This window comes from Skermanella sp. TT6, assembly GCF_016653635.2.
Taxonomy (GTDB): Bacteria; Pseudomonadota; Alphaproteobacteria; order Azospirillales; family Azospirillaceae; genus Skermanella; species Skermanella cutis.
Genome location: NZ_CP067420.1, coordinates 2,474,879 through 2,493,774, shown reverse-complemented (window position 1 = coordinate 2,493,774; position 18,896 = coordinate 2,474,879). Strand labels below are relative to the sequence as shown.

The 18,896-nt window shown below is 67.8% G+C and carries 16 protein-coding genes; 7 read left to right on the top strand and 9 right to left on the bottom strand.

What is annotated here, in order from left to right; translation table 11 throughout:
* The first annotated feature begins 54 nt into the window (after nucleotides 1–54).
* Nucleotides 55–534, top strand: coding sequence for a CsbD family protein (locus IGS68_RS11710; protein WP_201080137.1), 480 nt, complete (start codon nucleotides 55–57; stop codon nucleotides 532–534).
* 35 nt (nucleotides 535–569) lie between these two features.
* Here the strand turns inward: IGS68_RS11710 and IGS68_RS11705 are convergent, their stop codons facing one another.
* Nucleotides 570–2,138 (bottom strand): DegQ family serine endoprotease, encoded by a 1,569-nt coding sequence (locus IGS68_RS11705; RefSeq protein WP_201080135.1) that lies wholly within the window; start codon nucleotides 2,136–2,138, stop codon nucleotides 570–572.
* 1,014 nt (nucleotides 2,139–3,152) lie between these two features.
* Here IGS68_RS11705 and IGS68_RS11700 point away from each other — a divergent pair.
* Nucleotides 3,153–3,815 (top strand): hypothetical protein, encoded by a 663-nt coding sequence (locus tag IGS68_RS11700; protein ID WP_247881285.1) that lies wholly within the window; start codon nucleotides 3,153–3,155, stop codon nucleotides 3,813–3,815.
* Nucleotides 3,816–4,561: 746 nt separating this feature from the next.
* On the opposite strand, the gene IGS68_RS11695 is transcribed toward IGS68_RS11700, so the two are convergent.
* The 6 genes from IGS68_RS11695 to IGS68_RS11670 all read right to left on the bottom strand — a co-directional run bounded on the left by IGS68_RS11695 (nucleotide 4,562) and on the right by IGS68_RS11670 (nucleotide 11,106).
* Entirely contained in the window at nucleotides 4,562–5,446 is an 885-nt protein-coding gene (locus tag IGS68_RS11695) for a LysR family transcriptional regulator (RefSeq protein ID WP_201080131.1), read from the bottom strand.
* A 10-nt stretch (nucleotides 5,447–5,456) separates the two neighbouring features.
* Entirely contained in the window at nucleotides 5,457–6,434 is a 978-nt protein-coding gene (locus IGS68_RS11690) for a YeiH family protein (RefSeq protein WP_247881284.1), read from the bottom strand.
* Nucleotides 6,435–6,617: 183 nt separating this feature from the next.
* The gene (locus tag IGS68_RS11685) at nucleotides 6,618–7,028 is read right to left on the bottom strand and encodes a VOC family protein (protein ID WP_201080127.1); all 411 of its coding nucleotides are present in this window, start codon (nucleotides 7,026–7,028) and stop codon (nucleotides 6,618–6,620) included.
* Between the two features lie 16 nt (nucleotides 7,029–7,044).
* The gene (locus tag IGS68_RS11680; protein ID WP_201080125.1) at nucleotides 7,045–7,491 is read right to left on the bottom strand and encodes a YybH family protein; all 447 of its coding nucleotides are present in this window, start codon (nucleotides 7,489–7,491) and stop codon (nucleotides 7,045–7,047) included.
* An 83-nt stretch (nucleotides 7,492–7,574) separates the two neighbouring features.
* Complete coding sequence (locus tag IGS68_RS11675; protein ID WP_201080123.1) at nucleotides 7,575–10,826, bottom strand: PAS domain S-box protein; 3,252 nt, start codon at nucleotides 10,824–10,826, stop codon at nucleotides 7,575–7,577.
* A 10-nt stretch (nucleotides 10,827–10,836) separates the two neighbouring features.
* A complete protein-coding gene (locus IGS68_RS11670) occupies nucleotides 10,837–11,106 on the bottom strand; it encodes a hypothetical protein (RefSeq protein ID WP_201080121.1) in 270 nt (89 codons plus the stop codon).
* On the opposite strand from IGS68_RS11670, the gene IGS68_RS11665 reads away from it, so the two are divergent.
* Nucleotides 11,105–11,524: a hypothetical protein gene (locus tag IGS68_RS11665; RefSeq protein ID WP_201080119.1), complete on the top strand. Its 420-nt coding sequence runs from the start codon at nucleotides 11,105–11,107 to the stop codon at nucleotides 11,522–11,524. The genes IGS68_RS11670 and IGS68_RS11665 overlap by 2 nt on opposite strands.
* Nucleotides 11,525–11,562: 38 nt before the next feature.
* Nucleotides 11,563–11,766 (top strand): lipoprotein, encoded by a 204-nt coding sequence (locus tag IGS68_RS11660; protein ID WP_201080117.1) that lies wholly within the window; start codon nucleotides 11,563–11,565, stop codon nucleotides 11,764–11,766.
* Between the two features lie 25 nt (nucleotides 11,767–11,791).
* Here the strand turns inward: IGS68_RS11660 and IGS68_RS11655 are convergent, their stop codons facing one another.
* Nucleotides 11,792–12,697, bottom strand: coding sequence for a LysR family transcriptional regulator (locus tag IGS68_RS11655; protein WP_201080115.1), 906 nt, complete (start codon nucleotides 12,695–12,697; stop codon nucleotides 11,792–11,794).
* Nucleotides 12,698–12,797: 100 nt separating this feature from the next.
* Between IGS68_RS11655 and IGS68_RS11650 the strand changes: the two genes are divergently transcribed.
* Both IGS68_RS11650 and IGS68_RS11645 read left to right on the top strand, forming a co-directional pair.
* A complete protein-coding gene (locus IGS68_RS11650) occupies nucleotides 12,798–14,450 on the top strand; it encodes an NADH-quinone oxidoreductase subunit L (protein ID WP_201080113.1) in 1,653 nt (550 codons plus the stop codon).
* Nucleotides 14,447–17,014 carry a YbcC family protein gene (locus IGS68_RS11645; protein WP_201080111.1) on the top strand — a complete coding sequence of 856 codons (2,568 nt, stop codon included), beginning with the start codon at nucleotides 14,447–14,449 and terminating at the stop codon, nucleotides 17,012–17,014. The genes IGS68_RS11650 and IGS68_RS11645 overlap by 4 nt, the downstream gene beginning before the upstream one ends.
* A 17-nt stretch (nucleotides 17,015–17,031) precedes the next feature.
* On the opposite strand, the gene IGS68_RS11640 is transcribed toward IGS68_RS11645, so the two are convergent.
* Complete coding sequence (locus tag IGS68_RS11640; protein WP_201080109.1) at nucleotides 17,032–17,838, bottom strand: SDR family NAD(P)-dependent oxidoreductase; 807 nt, start codon at nucleotides 17,836–17,838, stop codon at nucleotides 17,032–17,034.
* 106 nt (nucleotides 17,839–17,944) lie between these two features.
* On the opposite strand from IGS68_RS11640, the gene IGS68_RS11635 reads away from it, so the two are divergent.
* Nucleotides 17,945–18,850, top strand: a complete 906-nt coding sequence (locus IGS68_RS11635) for a LysR family transcriptional regulator (protein WP_201080107.1) — start codon at nucleotides 17,945–17,947, stop codon at nucleotides 18,848–18,850.
* Nucleotides 18,851–18,896 lie beyond the last annotated feature (46 nt).

Here is an 18,896-nt window from a genome sequence, read left to right as displayed (position 1 = left end):
CCGCGAAAGTTTGTTCAACCCGGGCTACCTTTCAAATTCGGATCGGGAGTTCCCATGGACTTGGACTGGAACAGCATCGAACTGAACTGGGGCAAGTACAAGGAACTGGTTCGGGAAAAGTGGCGGAGGATCCCGCAGGAGATCATCGACGATCTTCAGGGAAGCCGCGACCGGCTGATCGACGCGATCTCGGAGAGCTACGACGTCACGCGGGAGCAGGCGCTGCGGGAGCTGAGCGACTGGGCCGCCGACCTGCGGGAGAGGGCGGGGGTCCAGGCCGAGCGCGCGGCCCGGGCGCGGGCGGAAGCGGCTGCCGCCATCCGCAGGCTGGCCGACCAGACCTCCGGTCAGGCCGCGGCCCGTTCCGCCGCCGGGCAGCGGCGGCTGGCCGAACTGCGCGCCGTTGCCGAGCACGGGAGAGACCGGGCGGTGGCCCGCGCCCAGCGGCGGGTCCGCTCCCAGCCCGGCGCCGCTCTGCTGATCGCGTTCGGCATCGGGATGCTGCTGGGCGGGTTCGTCGGGAGGCGCCGCTGACGGGCTCCTCGGACGATCCCGCGCGGTCCCTGGACTCAGCCCTCCAGCGGCAGCGGCACGAAGCGCAGTTCGCCGCCCCGGCTCAGCAACATCAGCACGTTCTTGCGGCCCGCCTGACGCGCCTGGTCGATCCTCGACGTGACGTCCTCGGGGCTTTCGACCGGCTCCTGGCCCACCTCCACGATCACGTCGCCCGGAGCGATCCCCTGCCCTGCGGCCGGGCTGTCCTGCGCGGCTTCGGTCACCACGACGCCCTCGACCGTATCCGGGATGCTGAACGCGTCGCGTGTCGCCGGATCCAGGGTCGAAAGCGTCATGCCGAGCGTCTCCGTCGTCGGCGGGCTGGTGGTGTCGCCGTCGGGCGGCGTCTGCTCGGCTCCCAGCGCGGCCGATTGCTGCGCCTCGTCCAGATCCCCGACCGTGACCTTGATCGTCCGGTCCTCGCCGCCGCGCTGGACGACGACGTCGGCCTGCTGGCCGATCGGCGTGTCGGCGACGAGGCGGGGCAGCTGGCGCATGGCATCGACGTCCTGGCCGTTGAACCGCAGGATCACGTCGCCTTGCCGGATGCCCGCCCTCTCGGCCGGGCCGCCGCCGGTCACCGTCGTCACCAGCGCCCCGCGCGGCTCGGCCAGCTGCAGGCTCTCCGCGATCTCCGGGGTGACGGCCTGGATCTGCACGCCCAGCCAGCCCCGGCGCGGCTTGCCGTGGTCGCGGATCTGCTCCAGCACCGGCCTTGCCAGCGACGACGGCACGGCGAAGCCGATGCCGATGCTGCCGCCGGTCGGGGAGAAGATGGCGGTGTTGATGCCGATCACCTCGCCTGCCATGTTGAAAAGCGGTCCGCCGGAGTTGCCGCGGTTGATCGAGGCGTCGGTCTGCAGAAATTCGTCATAGGGACCCTGGTTGATGTCGCGCGCCCGCGCCGACAGGATGCCCGTGGTGACGGTTCCGCCCAGGCCGAACGGATTGCCGATCGCCATCAGCCAGTCGCCGATCCTCAGGCGGCTTGAGTCGCCCCAGCGCGCGGAGGGCAGAGGCTTGTCGCTCTTGATCCGCAGCAGCGCCAGATCGGTCAGGGGATCGTTGCCCACCAGTTCCGCGTCGAGCACGGTGTCGTCGTGGAGCGTGACCTGGATCTCGTCGGCGTCGGCGACCACGTGGTTGTTCGTCACCACGAGCCCGCCGGGGTCGATGATGAAGCCGGACCCCAGCGCCGTGACGGGCCTCGGCGTCGGCTGTTGCTCGCGGAACTGGCGGAAGAACTCCTCGAACGGCGACCCAGGGGGAAATTCCGGAATATCGGGACCGCCGGGCCCCCCTGGACCGCCGGGCCCCCCTGGACCGCCCGGGCCGCCGGGACCCTGCCCCGGAGGCCGCCCGGGGAGCCCCGGACCGCCCGCCCCCCGGGACTGGGTCGTCGAGATGTTCACGACGGTCTTGATCTGTTCTTCCGCGAGATCCGCGAAACCGGGCGGCCCGCTCTGCGCCGAAGCCGGTACGGGCAGGCCAAACCCGGCTGCGCCGATAAACGCGGCAAGCGGCAAGGCCAGCAGTCGCCGACCGGCTCCGGCGCGATGCGGGCGATGGTGAGACGGGATCATGAACGGTCCTCCGAAAGATACTTGGCGATAGAAGCCCGGCGACGGAAACTCGGCCTGCGAATTGCCCGGAACGACGGAGTCATCGACCATCACCGGAACCGGGCGCAGCATCGCGGTGCCATGCGGTCACTCAACACTGCAACACCGATGCTCGTTGCGTCATTGTATCGAAGGAAGCATAAACGCCACGACATGACCGTATCGAATCCGGGACATCCTTGCGCAATGTCCATGGTCCGGCTCCTTCGATGCTCCGGGCCATGCTCCGGGAAATCTGCGGAAACAAGAGTTTCGCGAGCAGTTAACCATAATTTATTACTTTAGGCTGCAGTGAAAAGGCTTTTTCAATAAATGAATAAGCTCTTCTTCGGATACAAGCAGAGACAATTTTCGTAGTCTGCGGAGCGCCGACCCGATTCGTCCGGCAGACTGCCGTCGACCGCCAGTCCAACGCTCCATTCGAGTCCTCCGGAGGCTCGGTACGACGCGCCCTCCGCTGTCTCTTCACCTCCCCCGAAATGCCCGATTCGCGCTTGAAAAGGCCAACAAACGGCAGTTTTGACTTCATTCAATGACGGCTACTTCTCCAACCCCGCGATGCGGCAGCGCAAAAATTCGCTGCTCCGCCGACAAATCTCCTGTACGAGTGAAAACGGTGCTGGTATTTTGATGGCGAATACCCAATATTGTTCTCAACAGACCACATCACCACCGCTGTCATGCGTAAACGTAGCTGCCCTCTGAGAGGAAGCCGCGCTGTTTGCGCAATTTTCTCCGAGCAAAGTCACCGAACCAATGACGCAATCTTCACTCTGGCAACCGAGCGATATCATGAGCGCTGAAGCCGGCAATGAGCCGGAGGCGCCCAAGCGGCGCGGCCGAATTCCACAATCGGCATGGCCGCACATCTTGGAGCGGCATCGGGCAGGCGCGACTTTGTCCGCGATTGCTCGCGAGTTCGACTGCACTCCAAGCGCCATCTCCTATATCGTCCGGAAGGCCGAAGCCTCCGGAATGGAACCTGCGGCCCCCCGTGCCAGCGAGACGGCGAGCCCTGCGGAAGCGGAGGAGGCCGCTCCGGCGCAGGAACCTGAAGCGGCGGCTCAGCCCCCGCAGCAGGCCGCATCGGACGAAGCGGACAAATCATCGGCATCCAACCAGGCGCCCGGCGCCCTGGAAGAGCAGCCCGCGGTGGAGCCAGCGGCTCCTCCGCCGGAACCGCGCCCGGCCCCGCGTCGCAGCGCCACTCCGGAAGGCCGGACCCAGCTGCGCGCGTCCGATATCGGCCGCAACGCCGCGCAATCGGCTGCCCGGCCGGCTGAATCCGCTCCGGCCGAGCCCCGTCCCGCTCCCGTCGCGGCAGTTCCGCAAGCCCAGCCGGCCGCCGGCGGGGAGGCGGCGCGGGCCCCCTCCCCGTCCGGCAGGCCGGAGCCGGCCCCTCCCGTCGATGCCGTCGAAGGGCGGCTCCGCGATACTGCCCGGTCATGCCTGGTGGCCTATCGCGGGTGGAAGCAGGCACCCAGCGAAGGCAGCATCCAGACCCTTCACGATGCGGTCCATGAACTGCGCAAGGCTTTGGCACGCATCGAGATCGACATGTCGGCGAGCCGTCGCGACGAGCAGGTGAACCGACCTATTCCGATCCCGGCGCATCGGGCGGCACGCCGCCCACGCTGATGTTTGAAAAGGAGGGGAGTTACTTTCCCTCTCATGTCGAGTGGAAGATCTCGACCGGTTGCCGCACAAGGTGAAAGGCGTTTTTATCGGCCGTTGTCAGGAGATTGCCTGACAACGGCCTTTTTGTTGTTCGCACATCACAGTCGTCCGCGCTGAAATCCGCCTCTTGCCGCGTTCCACCAAAAGTGCGCCGCGAACCGGTCCGGCCCGCGTCGAAGCTTCAAAACCCGAAGGCGTGACCGACAACGGTCCAGCCGTACAATGAAGTGACCAGACCGGCAAAGCCCAGAAATTCAGCGAAAAATTTGTGCACCGACATCGTATCCTCCCTTGCAGGTGATCCATCAGTTGCTGGCCGAGCGACAAGGAGGATGATATGAGAACATCTCAAGAACATCAAGCATCATGTTCGTTCTATGTTCCCATTGGATCCCGCTCAACCCCCGTTCCGGGGGGAACTTCCCCGATCATACGGCGAGGATATTGGAACTTTCAGCGACCCCAGGACGTTCTCAGGGGCATCGACAAACCAGTGTTGGAGAATAAAGTGGGGCGGAACATCTTCTACATCATCGGCGTGATTGTCGTCGTGATCGCGGTTCTTTCGCTGGTCGGCCTCGCCTGAACGAGCGTCGACGCGACCCACGCTTCGGAACGCACGATCCGCCCGGGTTACGGAAACTAACGTCCGTGACCCGGGTCGGCCGCGACGACTACCGAAGCGAGCATGCGGTCTATTCCACCCGTCAGGATTCCTCCGCGACCAACCGCCAGAATTCCTGCGCCGCCCGCGTGAGATAACGTTCCCGATGCCTCATCGCATAGAAGCGCCGTTTCGGCAGGGTTAGGTCGACTCCGACCAGCGTTCCCGCTTTCAGGGAACTTTCCGCAACCAGCCTTGAAATCACGGTCGCACCGGCTCCCGCCTCCACCGCTGCACGCACCGCCTCGTTGGACGGAAGTTCAAGGCGGATCTCAAGCGTCCGCGGGTCGACCCCCATGGTCGGCAGGACGGCCTCGAAGATCGATCTGGTTCCCGATCCGCGCTCCCGGAAGACCCAGGGCTCCCTCGGGAAATCGTCCCTTGGCTCCGGTCGCCGCCCGGCCCAGGGATGACCGGGCGCCACGACAAGCACCAGCTCGTCCTCGGCGACGGGACGGATCGTCAGGGCGGGGGCATCGATCTCTCCCTCGGTGAAGCCGAGGTCCGCCGCTCCCCCATGGACCAGACCCGACACGAATTCGGTGTTCCCGATCGTCAATGTCAGGGCGATGCCGGGATAGCGGCGGCGATACTGATGGATGACGCGGGGCAGCCAATAATTCGCGACGGTCTGGCTCGCGGCGAGTCCGAGAGAACCCCGCCTCAGCCCGGCAAGATCGCCGAGGACCGTCTCCGCGGCCGACGCGCGGGCCAGCACCGCCTTCGCTTCCGCAAGGAAGATCCGCCCCGTCTCCGTCAGCGCGATTCGCCGCCCGACCCGATCGAAGAGCTTGATCGCATAGCGCGCCTCCAGCGCCGCGATGGCCGCACTGGTCGCCGACTGCGTCAGGTTGAGATCGCGTGCGCCCTGGGTGACGTGCTCCCGTTCGGCGACCGCGACGAAGATGCGAAGCTGCTCCAGCGTCATGCCGGCTTCTTTACAGGAAAGCCTTGATCAGTCCCAGGCTGAAGCCGGCGATGAACAAGGAAGCTGCTCCTCCCAGGACCAATGGCCGGAGGCCCCTGGCGCGCAGTCGGGCGAGATCGGTTTCCAGCCCCATGCCGGCCAGCGCCAGCGACAGCAGGAAAGTGGTGGCCGCGGCAATGACCGCTTTCGCCTCGGCCGGTATCGCGACGACGCTGTTGATGCAGACCATCCCGATGAACCCCAGCACGAACCAGGGTGCCGGCGCGCGGCCCTGGCCACGGGCCTCGCCGCCACGGCGCGCCCTCATTGATGCCAGCAGGCCCAAGGCGACCACGACCGGCGCCAGCATCATGACGCGGGACAGTTTCGCGACGCTGCCGATCTCCCCGGCCTCGCTCCCGCCCTGGAAAGCGGCCGCGACCACCTGCGCCACCTCGTGGATCGACGCTCCCGCCCAAATCCCGTAGGCATGCGGGTCAAGGCCGGCCGGTCCGGCCAGCAAGGGATAGACGATCATCGCGACCGAGCCGAACACGGTCACGCAGGCGACCGCGTAGGCGACATCCTCGTCCCGCGCGCCCGTCGCCGTATTGGCGGCGACCACCGCGGAAGCCCCGCAGATCGAGGTGCCGGCCGCGATCAGTTCGGTCAGTCCGCGGTCCACGCCCAGGAATCGTCCCAGCCGGACCGTGAACCCGAAGGTGCAGACGACCGTCGCCACGATCACGGCGATTCCGGCCACCCCGACCTCCGCCACCTGACCCGCCGTAAGCTGAAGGCCGAGCAGCACGATAGCGAGCCGGAGCAGGCCCCGCATCGACAGGACGACGCCCGGCCGCGCCGGGGCGGGCATCCCGGCCACGGCGCGGAACACGATGCCGATCACGATCGCGAGTATCAGGGGGCTGAACCCGGTCAGGCCGGGAACGCGGCCCAGGGCGAGGGCGGCCAGCGCGACCGCCGACGCCAGCAACAGGCCCGGCCACACGCCCGGATCCCGTCCTCGCAAACTCCGGATTCCGGCCCCGACGGTCGAATCGGTGGTTGCCGGTGTCGCTGCGCTCATGGGACGGCTCCTTCTGGTCCGACCCCATGATCACAGGCAGGATCCGATCGATCCAACTCATTATATGGATTGTTCCGTTCGATCGGAACGATCGATCCCTGTCCCTCAGGCCCGGACCGGCGCTGCGAGCGACCAAGTCACGCCGAACGGATCGCGGAGTTGCCCGTACCGATCCCCCCAGAACATGTCCTGCAGCGGCATCACCACTTCCGCCCCGGCATCGACGGCCCGCCGCCACCAGGCGTCGACATCGTCGACCTTCATGTGCAGCGTGAAGGCCTGTGGTGCCTTCAGGGGCTGGCCGTACTCCGGATAGGGATCGTTCAGCATCACGGATCCGCCGTTCACATGCAGGTGGACATGCATCGTCCGCCCCTGGTCGTCGGCCGGCTGGCGCGCGATCTCCACCGCCCCGAAAGCCCGTTCGTAAAACCGAGCCGCCCGGATCGCACCGTCGACCATGAGATACGGCACCACGCCTCCCAGGACGGGTGCGTTCGCAACAGCTTCGCTCATCGTCAATCCTCCCGGATCAGGGCTTCAGGTCGACGGCAGCCCTGTAGCTGCCGTCCATGTGGAACGGAACCGACGTATGCTCGTGGACGATCAGCCACGAAGGGGTGAATCGCCGCAGGAACAAGGTCTGCCTCGCCCAGACCGAGACCTCCTCGCCATCCGTCTTGGTTCCGCTGATCCGGACGAAGCCGTGGCAGCAGGCATGGTCGCCGTCAACCGCCACGGAGAAATCCGCGAGCTCATAGCCGATCGGACCGCGCCAGGTCGCGAACCAGTCCTCCAGGTCCGACCAGTCCAGCGCATCCGGACCGGCCTTCGCCAGGGGAGGCGCCAGATCGAATGTCACGGCATCGGCCGCGAAAGCCGCGAGAGCCCCGCCGGCATCCTTGGCGCGGATCGCGCCCGCCCGATCGCGCAACACCGTGCGGATCGCATCATCATCGTCTTCGCCTTGGTCCGCCATCTCCACTCTCCCCGGCCCGTGTTCACCACTCCAAGGACGCGGGAGAGAGCGCGGCACCGACATGCCGGAGGATGATTCTTCCCTCAGGCCCGCTTCGTCATGGACCGGACCTTGGCCAGGAAGGAGTCCATCGCGACCGGCTTGCTGATAAGCCCCGTGTCCGGCCCCAGGAAGGCGTCGCCATCGGCCGCCGGGCGCGCATAGCCCGTCAGGAACAGCACCTTCAGCGCCGGTCTCAAGACCCTCGCCATCTCGGCGAGCTGCCGCCCGTTGATGCCCGGCAGCCCGACGTCGGTGACCAGCAGGTCGATCGGAACGGGGCCTTCCAGGATCCGCAGAGCGGACTGCCCCTCGGCGGCATCGAGCACCGTGTAGCCCTGCTCCTCCAATGTTTCGACCAGGACCATGGACACGATCATCTCATCCTCCACGACGAGGATGGTTCCCTGGCCCTCCGCGCTCGGCGAGGGTTCCGCGACGGGCTCCACCGCCGCTACCGGCACGCCGCCATGGCGAGGCAGGTAGAGCTTCACGCTCGTTCCCCGTCCCTCCATGCTGTCGATCCGGGCATGCCCTCCCGATTGCCTGGCGAAGCCGTAGAGCTGGCTGAGACCGAGGCCGGTTCCCTGGCCGACCGGCTTCGTGGTGAAGAATGGCTCGAACGCGCGTGCCAGGACTTCCGGCGGCATGCCCTTGCCGGTGTCCGTGACCGCCAGCATCACGTAATCCCCGGCCTGGACCCCGGCTCCGTCCGGCGAGGACTCATCGTCCAGGACGGCGTTCGCCGTCCTGATCGTCAGCAGCCCGCCGTCCGGCATGGCGTCGCGCGCATTGATCGCCAGGTTGAGAAGGACGTTCTCGATCTGGTTCGCGTCGGCCCAGGCGTACCAGATCCGCTCCTCGAGAGCGGTCTCGACCCGTACGGATTCGCCGACCGATCGCCGGACCAGATCCCGCATGCCGGTCACCAGCGCATTCAGGTCCACGACCTCGGGGTTGAGCGGCTGCCGCCGGGAGAACGCCAGCAGGCGCCGGGTCAGCGTCGCCGCCCGGTCGACCGACAGGCGGGCGGCGCGGCTGAAATGCCCGATGTCCGTCCGTCCGGCTTCCAGCCGCCGCTCCACCGCCTCCAGGCTGCCGCCGATCCCTTGCAGCAGATTGTTGAAGTCATGGGCGACTCCTCCGGTGAGCTGACCCAGCGCCTCCATCTTCTGCGCCTGGCGAAGCTGTTCCTCGGCAGCCCGCAGGGCGTCCGTAGCGGCCTTCTCGGCGGTCACGTCGCGGCCGACGCCATGCAGGTATTCGCCGTACGGATCGGCCGAGAGGACCCAGGCGATCCATTTCCAGGACCCGTCGGCCGCCTTGATCCTGTTCTCGAACCGCACGGGCTGGCGACCGGAGCGCAAAGCCTCCATGTGCGCCGATACGGCGTCGAAATCGTCGGGATGAATGATGTCCGGGTAAGGCTGCGCCAGCAGCACGGCCTCGTCATGGCCGAGGAGCCGCGACCAGGACGGGCTGATCCGAAGCAGCCGCCTGCCGTAATCGGCCACGACGAGCAGATCCTCGCTCACTTCCCAAAGCCGGTCACGTTCCCGCGTCCGCTCGGCGACGCGCTCCTCCAGCGTCTCGTTCAGCCGCCGCAGTTCCTCCTCGGACTGGGCCTGCTCGATGGCGGCGGAGGCGAGATGGGCGAGCTGGACCAGCATCGCCTCGTCGTCCGCGCCGAAGGTCCCGCCGTCCAGCCTCTCGGACACCTGGACCATGCCGAGACGGCGGCCTCGGCCGGATACCAGCGGCATGGCCAGCTTCGATCCGGCCACCCGGAGCGGCCTCCTGGAATCCCGCGCCGGCGCGCCGGCAGCCTCGTCGCGGCCCTCATCCCCGGTCAGGCTCACCGTGGCCTGGCCGACGCCGATGATCTCCCGGGCCGCCGCCGCGATCTCCGCCAGGGTCGCGGCAAGCGTGGGGGCCGCGGTCACGGCCAGCCACGCGTCGGCAAGCGCCTGGAGCTGCTCGGCCCGCCGGTGCTGATCTTCCACGTCCACCAGGACGGTGATGGCCGCGGCGACGGCGCCGTCGGCACCGCGCACCGGCGTGCTGCTCACCTGCAGACGCCGGCGCTTGTGTCCCGACCGCCCGCCGAGCAGATAGATCATCGGCTCGCGGTCGACGAACTCGCCCCGCGTCAGCGCCCGGACGGTGGGATAATCCTCGACCTCATAGTTCCTGCCGTCGGGATGCAGGGCGCCGTAAGTCGAATAGCGTCCCAGGCCGCTGCCGAGCACGTCGTGGCCGATCAGTTCCTTGGCCTTGTCGTTCAACGTGACGACATCCCCGGCCGGAGCGTTCGCGATGGAGATCCCGACCGGAGCGCGCCGGATCAGGGTATCCAGGAACTCCCGCTCGAAACGCAGGCGATCCTCGCTTTCCCGCAGAGCCTCCTGGGTCCGGCGGCGCTCCGTTACGTCGCGGAAATACACCGACAGGCCGCCGGTAGCGGTCGGATGGATGTCCATGTCCACCCAGTGGCGAAGGATCGGGGAGATCGTCTCGCACCGGACTTTCCGCCGCAGTCGCATGGCCTCCTGATGGGCGTCGTAGGCTTCGCTGCCGACCGCCTGCGGGAACTCCTCCCAGTACACCCGGCCGATCAGATCCTCGCGCCGGCGCCCCCACCACTCTTCAGCCTTGCTGTTGACATAGGTGAACCGCCACGCGCCGTCGACCGCATAGAAGGCATCGCTGATGCTTTCCAGGATCTCCAGCGTGTGCTCGTGCGACCTGTTCCGCCCGTCCTCCGCCTTCTGCCGTTCGATTGCGACGCCCAGCAGGTTGGCGAACCCCTGCATGAAGGCTATGTCGTCCTCCTCGAAATGGCCGGGGTCCGGACTGTCCACCTCCAGCACGCCGAACGGGTATTCGGCGACGCCGTCGCGGATGACGACGTTTATGGCGCGCCGGACGCCGTGTTCCGCCAGAAGCCGCGGTGTCCGGAACCGGGTCTCTCCCGCGAGATGATTGGAGATCACGGGCGCGCCGGTTTTCAGGGCGAAGCCGGCGGGGGACTCCAGATCGGCGCCGACGATGGCGTGGCCGACCAGCCCCGCGGCCCATCCGACCCCGGCCCGGACCAGCAGCCGATCCTCCGCCGGCTGCCACTCCAGGATCTTGCACAAGCGCGTGGCCATGCCCTCGGCACACATCTCGGTGGCGCGCTGGAGCAAGCCGTCGAGGTCGCGGCAGCGCAGCGCGTGAAAACCGAAATCGGCGAGCAGGCGTTGCTGGCGCAGGCGGTAAGCGAGTGCGTTCTCGATCGGAGCGGGTTGTGTCACGGGTGCTTGCTCAGGAGGAGACCAAGCCGCTCGCGCGGATCTGGTCGGACAGGTCGGCCATGGCCCGGGCGACCCTGGCGAAGTCGTCGCTGCCATGGAGAAAGGCCGGATTCAGCCGGCCGGACACCTTTCCGCCGCTGCAGACCAGTACCTTGTAGACATAGGCGTGCCCATCGCCCCGGTGTTCCATGCCGAAGGCGACCCGGTAGCATGCATCCGGTCCATTGACGTTTCCGGTTGCGGCGACGTCGATGTGCCGGATGGGAAAGAAGGTCTTCATGACGATGGTTTCTATGGTTCCCCAGGTCAATACAGCGGTCGCCGACCCTCTCGCCACTGCGCTTTCGGGGTGCCCGCTAATCCCTTTTTTCCAGGCACTTGCCGACGAAGTGAGAGATGGATCACAGAAAGTCGGGATGGGAAGGGCGAAACTGCGTTACCGATTGTTTAAGGCTGTGACCATGTTGGGCAACGCAGGTGGGGAGATGGCGCGATACGATCTTGATACCATCCTCAACCAGGACATCCCGGATGACCTGCTGATGGACATCGCCTATCACTGGCAGGCCAACGACAATCGCCTGACGGAGGCGCCCCCCGCCGGGGCCGAGCAGCCGCTCCCGGACCCGCCCCAATGGCTGGAAGGTCCGGCCCCGGGCGAAGATCACCGCATGACCTTGACCCTGTCCACCTGTTGAGTCCCGCGAAGATCCATCCAGCACGGGGTTCCCAGGCCATGCGCACGACCATCCTGATATTCCTGGCATCGCTTCTCGCCGTGGCGCTGTCCGGCTGCGTGCAGTCCGACGAGGAGTATTTCGAGTCGGCGAGCAGGTCCGGCATGACGCAAGAGCAGCGCGAGCGCCAGTCCCGGCGGTCCGCCTACGGCACCAACGAGTTCGAGCGCGAGCAGGAGGAAGCTTGGCGGGACCGACGCTGAACCGCCGCGACCGGCGCATCGCCGGCTAAGGAATTCCCTCCGGGTCTTCGGGCCGACTCTTCCCCGACAGCAGGCCGGCGATCAGCGGGTTGGGAAAGCGGCGGCTCTGCGCGATGGCGTAGAAGGTTTCCTTCACCTCGGGGATCCGGCACCATTCGACCAGGACGCCGGCCTTCAGCTCGTCGCGCACGACGATGGGCGGGACCAGCGCCAATCCGGGGCTCTCGCGCGCCATGAGGCGGAGCATGGCCATGTCGTCCACCTCCGCCAGGATGACCGGCCGCACGCCCGCGACCTCCAGGATCCGGTCGAAACCTGTCCTGATGTCGCTGTCCAGACTGGGCAGCAGCACCGGCCAGGTCGCCAAGTCCAGCGGAAAGCGGAAACCCGCCGACTCCGGACCGGGGCGACCGACCAAGCTGACCGGCTGCACGTCCAGCAGGTGGCTGTGCCAGGGGGTCCGCGCATCGCGCTGCACCGGACGGTTGGACAGGACCAGGTCGAGTTCATGGGCTTCCAGCCGCGCCAACAGTTCGCCCATGGTCCCGGAGCGGACCACCAGGCCGACATCCCGGCGCGCCATCAGCGGACGCAGGAACTCGATCTGGAAGTTCCGGGAGAGGGTCGTGATGGCGCCGACCCGCAGCATCTGCCTGCTCTGCCCGCCTCGCCCCTGCAAGGTGCTCAGGAGTTCCTCGCCGGCCTGGAACACGGTATCCGCATAGTCCAGCGCGATCCGCCCGGCTTCGGTCAGGACGAGGCGCTTGCCCTGCCGCTCGAACAGCGGATGCCCGAGCTGGAGTTCGAGCTTCTGAAGCTGCACGGAGAGCGCCGATTGCGACAGGTTCAGCCGCTCCGCCGCTCGCGTCAGGTTGCCTTCATGGGCGACCGCCCGGAAATAGCGGAGATGGCGATAGTTCAGCGCTGCCATGGCGTCCTTTCACAAAAGCGAACGATATCATTCAATCTTTCTATTTTATAGAAATCAACGTTCAGGATAATCCAGCGGTCGCCTCTCACCGGAGCCGACCATGCACACATCACTCCTCTGGCTCTGCGCCGCCGGACCGCTCCTGCTGATCGCGGTCGCGATGCCGTCCCTTTCGTCACCGGCCCCCTCGTCCGACCGTACCCGCCGCTCCACGGCCGGACCCGCGTTCGCCGCCAGCCTCGCCGCGCTCGCCGTCGCCTTGGCGGCCGCGGCGGCCTGGGCCGTCCATGGAACGCTGCGGACCGGGACCTTCGGCATCGGCGGCGTGGGTTTCGGAATCTACCTGGACGGCCTGACCGCGGTGATGCTGGTCCTCGTCGCCTTCGTCGGCGCCGTCGTGATCCGGTACAGCGCCAGGTATCTCGACGGCGACCCGAACCATGCCCGTTTCATGGGCTGGTTGGCCCTGACCCTCGCCGCCGTCCTGCTGCTGATCGTCTCCGGCAACCTGTTCCAGTTCGCCCTCGCCTGGGTCGGGACCAGCGTCGGCCTGCACCGCCTGCTGGTCTTCTACGCCGAACGGCCCGCCGCCGTGCTGGCAGCGCGCAAGAAGTTCCTGGCGAGCCGCATCGGCGACGTTTGCCTGATCGGCGCGATGGTCCTGATCCACCAGGTCTTCGGCAGCCTGGACTACGCCGGGATCTTCGCCGGCGCGGACGCCCTGCGTGCCTCGGGGACGGACGCCGTCCATTCCGCCCCGGTCCACGGGATCGCCCTCCTCCTGGTCGTCGCGGCCCTGCTCAAGTCGGCCCAGTTCCCGCTCCACGGCTGGCTGACGGAGGTGATGGAAACGCCCACCCCGGTATCCGCCCTCCTGCATGCCGGCATCATCAATGCCGGAGGCTTCCTGGTGCTGCGCCTCGCGGACGTGATCTCGCTGTCGATGCCCTCGCTCCACCTCCTGGCCGTGGTCGGCGGGCTGACCGCCCTGTTCGGCTCGGTGGTGATGCTGACCCAGACCTCGGTGAAGGTGTCGCTGGCCTATTCCACCATCGCCCAGATGGGCTTCATGATGCTGCAATGCGGGCTGGGCGCCTACTCCGCCGCCCTGCTGCACATCGTCGCCCACTCGCTCTACAAGGCCCATGCCTTCCTGTCTTCGGGCAGCGTCATCGACATCGCGCGGGCATCCTGGTCGCCCAGCCCGGGCGGCAGGCTGCACCCCGCGCGGATGACGATGGCCGTCGCCGCGGTGCTGGCGACGGTGCTGGTGATCGGAACGTTGTCCGGCGCGAGCCTCGCGGAAAAGCCGGGCGTGTTCGCCCTCGGCGCGATCATGCTCTTCGGCCTCGTCCACCTGATCGCCGGCGCGATCGACGAGCGGCCGACGGGATATGTCATCGGTCGGGCAGCAGCACTCGCGGTGCTGGTCGCCACGGCCTATTTCGCCCTGCAGGTCGGTGCCGAGCGCCTGCTCGCCGGATCGCTCCCGGCGGTCCAGGGACCGGGAAGCCCGCTCGACTACGCGATCGTCGCGGCGGTCGTCCTCGGTTTCGGCGCGCTGACGGTGTTCCAGAACCTGATGCCCCGCCACGCCGGGGAACCGCGCTGGCAGGCGCTCCATGTCCACATCGCCAACGGTTTCTACGTCAACACGATCGCCAACCGGCTGGTCCTGCGCCTCTGGCCCAGCCTTCCGCCGGGCCGATCCGCCTCCCAGGCCGCCACTTCCATGAACGGAGCGCACAGATGAGCATCGCCTTGGCAATCACGCCCGCGATCGAGGCCGACGTCGCCACCGGGACCGGCACTCCCGCTCCCGACCGGGCCGCCCTGCTGGCGGCGATATCCACAGCCTGCGGCAGGATAGCACCGCTCTGGCCGCTCAAGCATTTCGTCGCTGTCAATCCGTTCCTCGGATTCTCCGGCCAGGGCTTCGCGGCCACCTGCGCCACCCTGCGGCGGGTCGCGCGGACCGACATGCTGATGCCCCGGAGCTTCTACCGGCAGGCACTGGCGGACGGGGCGATGGAAGACCGGGACCTGGAAGCTGCGCTTGCCGCCATGCCCGAAGGTGCCGGCCGGCCGGCCGACCTGCCGGCCCTGAAGCGGGCGCTGGCCTCAGACCCTCTCGGCAGCCGTCCCAGGGCCGTCGTCGCCACAGTCGCCGAGATCCTCGATATGCTGGCCGCCGGTGACCGGCAGGCTTCGCGCACGTCGTTCATGATCGACGAGATCTCCAAATGGTGCGCAGCCTATTTCGACGAGGGACAGGCGAACTGGCGGCTGCCGTCGCGCCATCTGCGCCCCTATCCGGCCTGGCGGGCATCCATGCGCCACGACCGCAACCCCGAGGCGATGGGCATCCGGGGTTTCCGCAGGTCGATCGCCGCCCTGCCCGACGACCCGGTGGAGGCGATCGCAGCCGTCGTCGGGAACCTCGGGATTCCCGACCGCGCCGTCGCGGACTACCTGCACCGGGCACTGTTCGACATCGGCGGGTGGGCCGCCTATGCGCGCTATCTCGTCTGGAACAGCGAACTCCATGGGCGCCAGGACGATACGCTGATCCATCTCCTGGCGATCCGGGTCGCCTGGGGCTACGCCCTCTTCCTCGAACGGACCGATCCGGCCTTCAACGATGCCTGGCGGCGCGCGATGGACGAGGCGGCGGTCCTGCCGCAGGACGGGCGGCCCGGCGACGATGCCGACCTCGCCGTCGACCTGATCCTCCAGGACGCCTACGAATCCTGCTATCAGCGCCGTCTGCTGTCCCGGCTCGCCTCAGGGAGCGACCATGCCGGTCAGGCCGGCCCGCGGGAAGGTCGCGCAAGGCTCCAGGCCGCGTTCTGCATCGACGTCCGCTCGGAGGTCTACCGGCGCGCGCTGGAGACCGCCTGTCCCGAAGCCGAGACGGTCGGCTTCGCCGGGTTCTTCGGCTTTCCCATCGAGTACGTGCCGATCGGCCGCGTCACAGGCGGCGGTCAGTGCCCGGTCCTGCTCAAGCCGGCTTTCGTCGTCTGCGAGTCGGTCAAGCAGGCCTCGGAGGAAGAGGAGACGGAGATCCTGGGGCTGCGCCTGCTGCGCCGCCGGGCGGCCAAGGCCTGGAAGTCCTTCAAGACCTCCGCGGTGTCGTCCTTCACCTATGTGGAGACGGCGGGCCTGCTGTTCGGCGCCAAGATGCTGAGCGACGGCGCCGGGCTCACCCGGACCGTAAGCGATCCCGACATCGACGGCCTGGACCGCTCCACGGTCGGCCGGATCGGGCCCCGCCTCGCCCCGCGCACGGTCGGAGGACGCCAGACCGGCTTCACCGAGGGGCAACGCGTCGCGATGGCCGAGGCCGTGCTGCGCGCCATGTCGCTGACGGAGGGCTTCGCGCGGCTTGTCATGCTGACCGGGCACGGCAGCACGACCGTCAACAACCCCCACGCCTCCGGGCTGGACTGCGGCGCCTGCGGCGGGCACACCGGCGAGGCGAACGCCCGGGTCGCCGCGGCGATCCTCAACGATCCGGGAGTCCGCGCCGGCCTGAAAGGGCGCGGCATCGAGGTGCCGGAGGATACCTGGTTCCTCGGTTGCCTGCACGACACCACGACGGACGAGGTCACCATCCACGACGTCGACGAGGTCCCGAAGTCACACGCGGAGGACCTGAAGCAATTGCGCCGGTGGCTCGCGCGGGCCTCGGAGATCGCCCGCCTGGAGCGGTCGGCGCTGCTCGGGCTCTCTCCGCAGGCGCCCGGGGTCCACGCCGCCGTGATCGGCCGAAGCCGCGACTGGGCGCAGGTGCGTCCGGAATGGGGCCTCGCCGGCAATGCCGCCTTCATCGCGGCCCCGCGCGGCCGCACCCGCGGCATCGACCTCGGCGGGCGGGCATTCCTGCACAATTACGACTGGCGGAAGGACGCCGGCTTTGATGTCCTTACCCTGATCATGACGGCGCCGCTGGTGGTCGCAAGCTGGATCAACCTGCAATATTACGGTTCGACGGTGAACAACCGGGTCTTCGGCAGCGGCAACAAGGTGCTCCACAATGTGACCGGGACCTTGGGCGTCCTGGAGGGGAACGCGGGCGACCTGAAGGTCGGCCTGCCCTGGCAGTCGGTCCATGACGGCACACGCTTCGTCCATGAGCCGCTCCGCCTGAACGCCTTCATCGAAGCGCCGGTCCAGGCGATCGACGGGGTGATCGCGAGGCATGAAACGATCCGCAACCTCGTCGACAACGCCTGGATCCACCTCTTCGCCATTTCGGAGTCGGGTCGGGTCTCGCACCGCTATCGCGGCGCCCTCACCTGGGAGGCGCTTGACTGACCCGAGACGGCGCGGCCTCACAGCGCCTTGTGGCCGCGCACCGCCTCTTCCAGGGCGGGCTTGAGGCCGAGGAACCGCCGGTCGAGCGCCGCGGGATCGGTGCGGTTGGTCTCCAGCATCTGCGCCCGGGCCTCGCCGCCGCGCACGATCTCCAAGGCGCCGGCGATCATGCCCGCCACGATCGCCTCGGCGACCGCTTCGACGGGTTCCTTGCTGAAACCCAACTCGGGACCGGCATTGTTCGACCGCATCATCGGCGTGTCGGTCGCGCCGGGATAGACCGTCAGGACATGGATGCCCTCGCCCGCCAGTTCCCGGCGCAAGGCTTCCCCGAAGCGGCCTATCCCCGCCTTGGCGCCCGCATAGACCGCGTAGAACGGGACGCCGACCAGGGCCAGGGCGGACGCGACGTTCACGATCATCGCCTCGCCCGAGGCGCGTAGCAGGGGCAGCGCCGCGCGGGTCAGCAGGATCGGGGCCAGCAGGTCGACCTCGACCATGGCGCGGATCTCGGCTTCGTCCATCGACTCCAGACGGCCGGCACGGACCACGCCGGCATTGTTGACCAGGATGTCGAGGCCGCCGAACGCCCTGACGGCGGCGTCGAGGAAGGCCGCGCGCGCCGCCGGGTCGGCCACGTCGCCGGCCACGGTCTCCACCTCGACATCCTGCGCCCGGAGCGCCTGGCCCGCCTCCCGAAGCGGGGTCTCGCGCCGCCCCGCCAGGACGAGCCGGGCTCCCCGCGCGCCCAGCGACCGGGCGAGCGTCAGGCCGATGCCGCTCGATCCGCCCGTGACCAACACCCGTTTTCCCATGAGATCCATGACGATGTCCCTTTCCGTGGCAGGTTCCGGCTGAAACTTGCTCCCATTCCCGTGGACGATGAAGATCCCGTTCTGGAACAAGCTTCATTCCTGTACGCTATGGGTCATGGATCTGCTCGCCCTGCTCCGAATTTTCACCCGCGCCGCCGAGCTGAACGGCTTCACGGCTGCCGCCCGCGACCTCGGCCTGACCCAGCCGACGGTCAGCAAGTCGGTCGCCGCGCTGGAGGAAAGGCTGGGAACGCGGCTGTTCCAACGCTCGACCCAGCAAATCTCGCTGACCGAGGACGGCCGCCTCGCGCTGGAACAGGCGCGCAACCTGCTGGACGACGCCGCCGCCTTCGAGGAGTCGTTCGGCCATCGGCGCCGGGCACCCACCGGCGTGGTCCGGCTGGGCACCCCGGTCGCTTTCGGCCGCCTGCACGTCGTTCCGCGCCTCGCGGCGCTGATGGATCTCCATCCGGCGCTGGAGATCGACCTGGTGATGGGCGACGGCGCCGCCGATCTGGTCGAAGCCGGCCTCGACGTCGCGATCAGGATCGCCGATCTGGAAGAGCCCACCCTGATCGCGAGGCGGATCGGCGTCACCCGGCGCGTCACGGTCGCCTCGCGCGATTATTTTGACCGGCACGGCAGGCCGTCCTGCCCACAGGATCTCGCGGGCCACAATTGCCTGGCCTACACCTACTTGGCCACGGGCAACCAGTGGCTGTTCGACGGTCCGGGCGGCCGCGTCGCCGTCCGCATCCGCGGGAACCTGAAGGCGAACAACTCCGAGGCGATCCGGGAGGCTGTGCTTGCCGGAATCGGCATAGCCGTCTGTCCCGTCTGGCTGTTCGGGGATGAGCTCCGCTCGGGCCGCGTTGAGACGGTCCTGCCGGACTTCGTGCCGAAAAGCCTGCCGATCCACGCCATCTGGCCGTCCCGCCGCTTCACGTCGCCCAAGGTCCGGGCAATGGTCGATTTCCTGGCCGCCAGCTTCGGAGAAGACCCGCTGCTGTCGGACCGGTGAGACGGCCCGTGGGGCAAGCTATCGTCGCGGTCGGGTCTCCCGCCCC

What these genes read in the sequence shown, in the direction of transcription:
- IGS68_RS11710 (WP_201080137.1), top strand. Translation starts at nt 55, where the DNA reads ATGGACTTGGACTGGAACAGCATCGAACTGAACTGGGGCAAGTACAAG.
- IGS68_RS11705 (WP_201080135.1), bottom strand. Translation starts at nt 2,138, where the DNA reads ATGATCCCGTCTCACCATCGCCCGCATCGCGCCGGAGCCGGTCGGCGA.
- IGS68_RS11700 (WP_247881285.1), top strand. Translation starts at nt 3,153, where the DNA reads ATGGAACCTGCGGCCCCCCGTGCCAGCGAGACGGCGAGCCCTGCGGAA.
- IGS68_RS11695 (WP_201080131.1), bottom strand. Translation starts at nt 5,446, where the DNA reads ATGACGCTGGAGCAGCTTCGCATCTTCGTCGCGGTCGCCGAACGGGAG.
- IGS68_RS11685 (WP_201080127.1), bottom strand. Translation starts at nt 7,028, where the DNA reads ATGAGCGAAGCTGTTGCGAACGCACCCGTCCTGGGAGGCGTGGTGCCG.
- IGS68_RS11680 (WP_201080125.1), bottom strand. Translation starts at nt 7,491, where the DNA reads ATGGCGGACCAAGGCGAAGACGATGATGATGCGATCCGCACGGTGTTG.
- IGS68_RS11665 (WP_201080119.1), top strand. Translation starts at nt 11,105, where the DNA reads ATGACGATGGTTTCTATGGTTCCCCAGGTCAATACAGCGGTCGCCGAC.
- IGS68_RS11670 (WP_201080121.1), bottom strand. Translation starts at nt 11,106, where the DNA reads ATGAAGACCTTCTTTCCCATCCGGCACATCGACGTCGCCGCAACCGGA.
- IGS68_RS11660 (WP_201080117.1), top strand. Translation starts at nt 11,563, where the DNA reads ATGCGCACGACCATCCTGATATTCCTGGCATCGCTTCTCGCCGTGGCG.
- IGS68_RS11655 (WP_201080115.1), bottom strand. Translation starts at nt 12,697, where the DNA reads ATGGCAGCGCTGAACTATCGCCATCTCCGCTATTTCCGGGCGGTCGCC.
- IGS68_RS11650 (WP_201080113.1), top strand. Translation starts at nt 12,798, where the DNA reads ATGCACACATCACTCCTCTGGCTCTGCGCCGCCGGACCGCTCCTGCTG.
- IGS68_RS11645 (WP_201080111.1), top strand. Translation starts at nt 14,447, where the DNA reads ATGAGCATCGCCTTGGCAATCACGCCCGCGATCGAGGCCGACGTCGCC.
- IGS68_RS11640 (WP_201080109.1), bottom strand. Translation starts at nt 17,838, where the DNA reads ATGGATCTCATGGGAAAACGGGTGTTGGTCACGGGCGGATCGAGCGGC.
- IGS68_RS11635 (WP_201080107.1), top strand. Translation starts at nt 17,945, where the DNA reads ATGGATCTGCTCGCCCTGCTCCGAATTTTCACCCGCGCCGCCGAGCTG.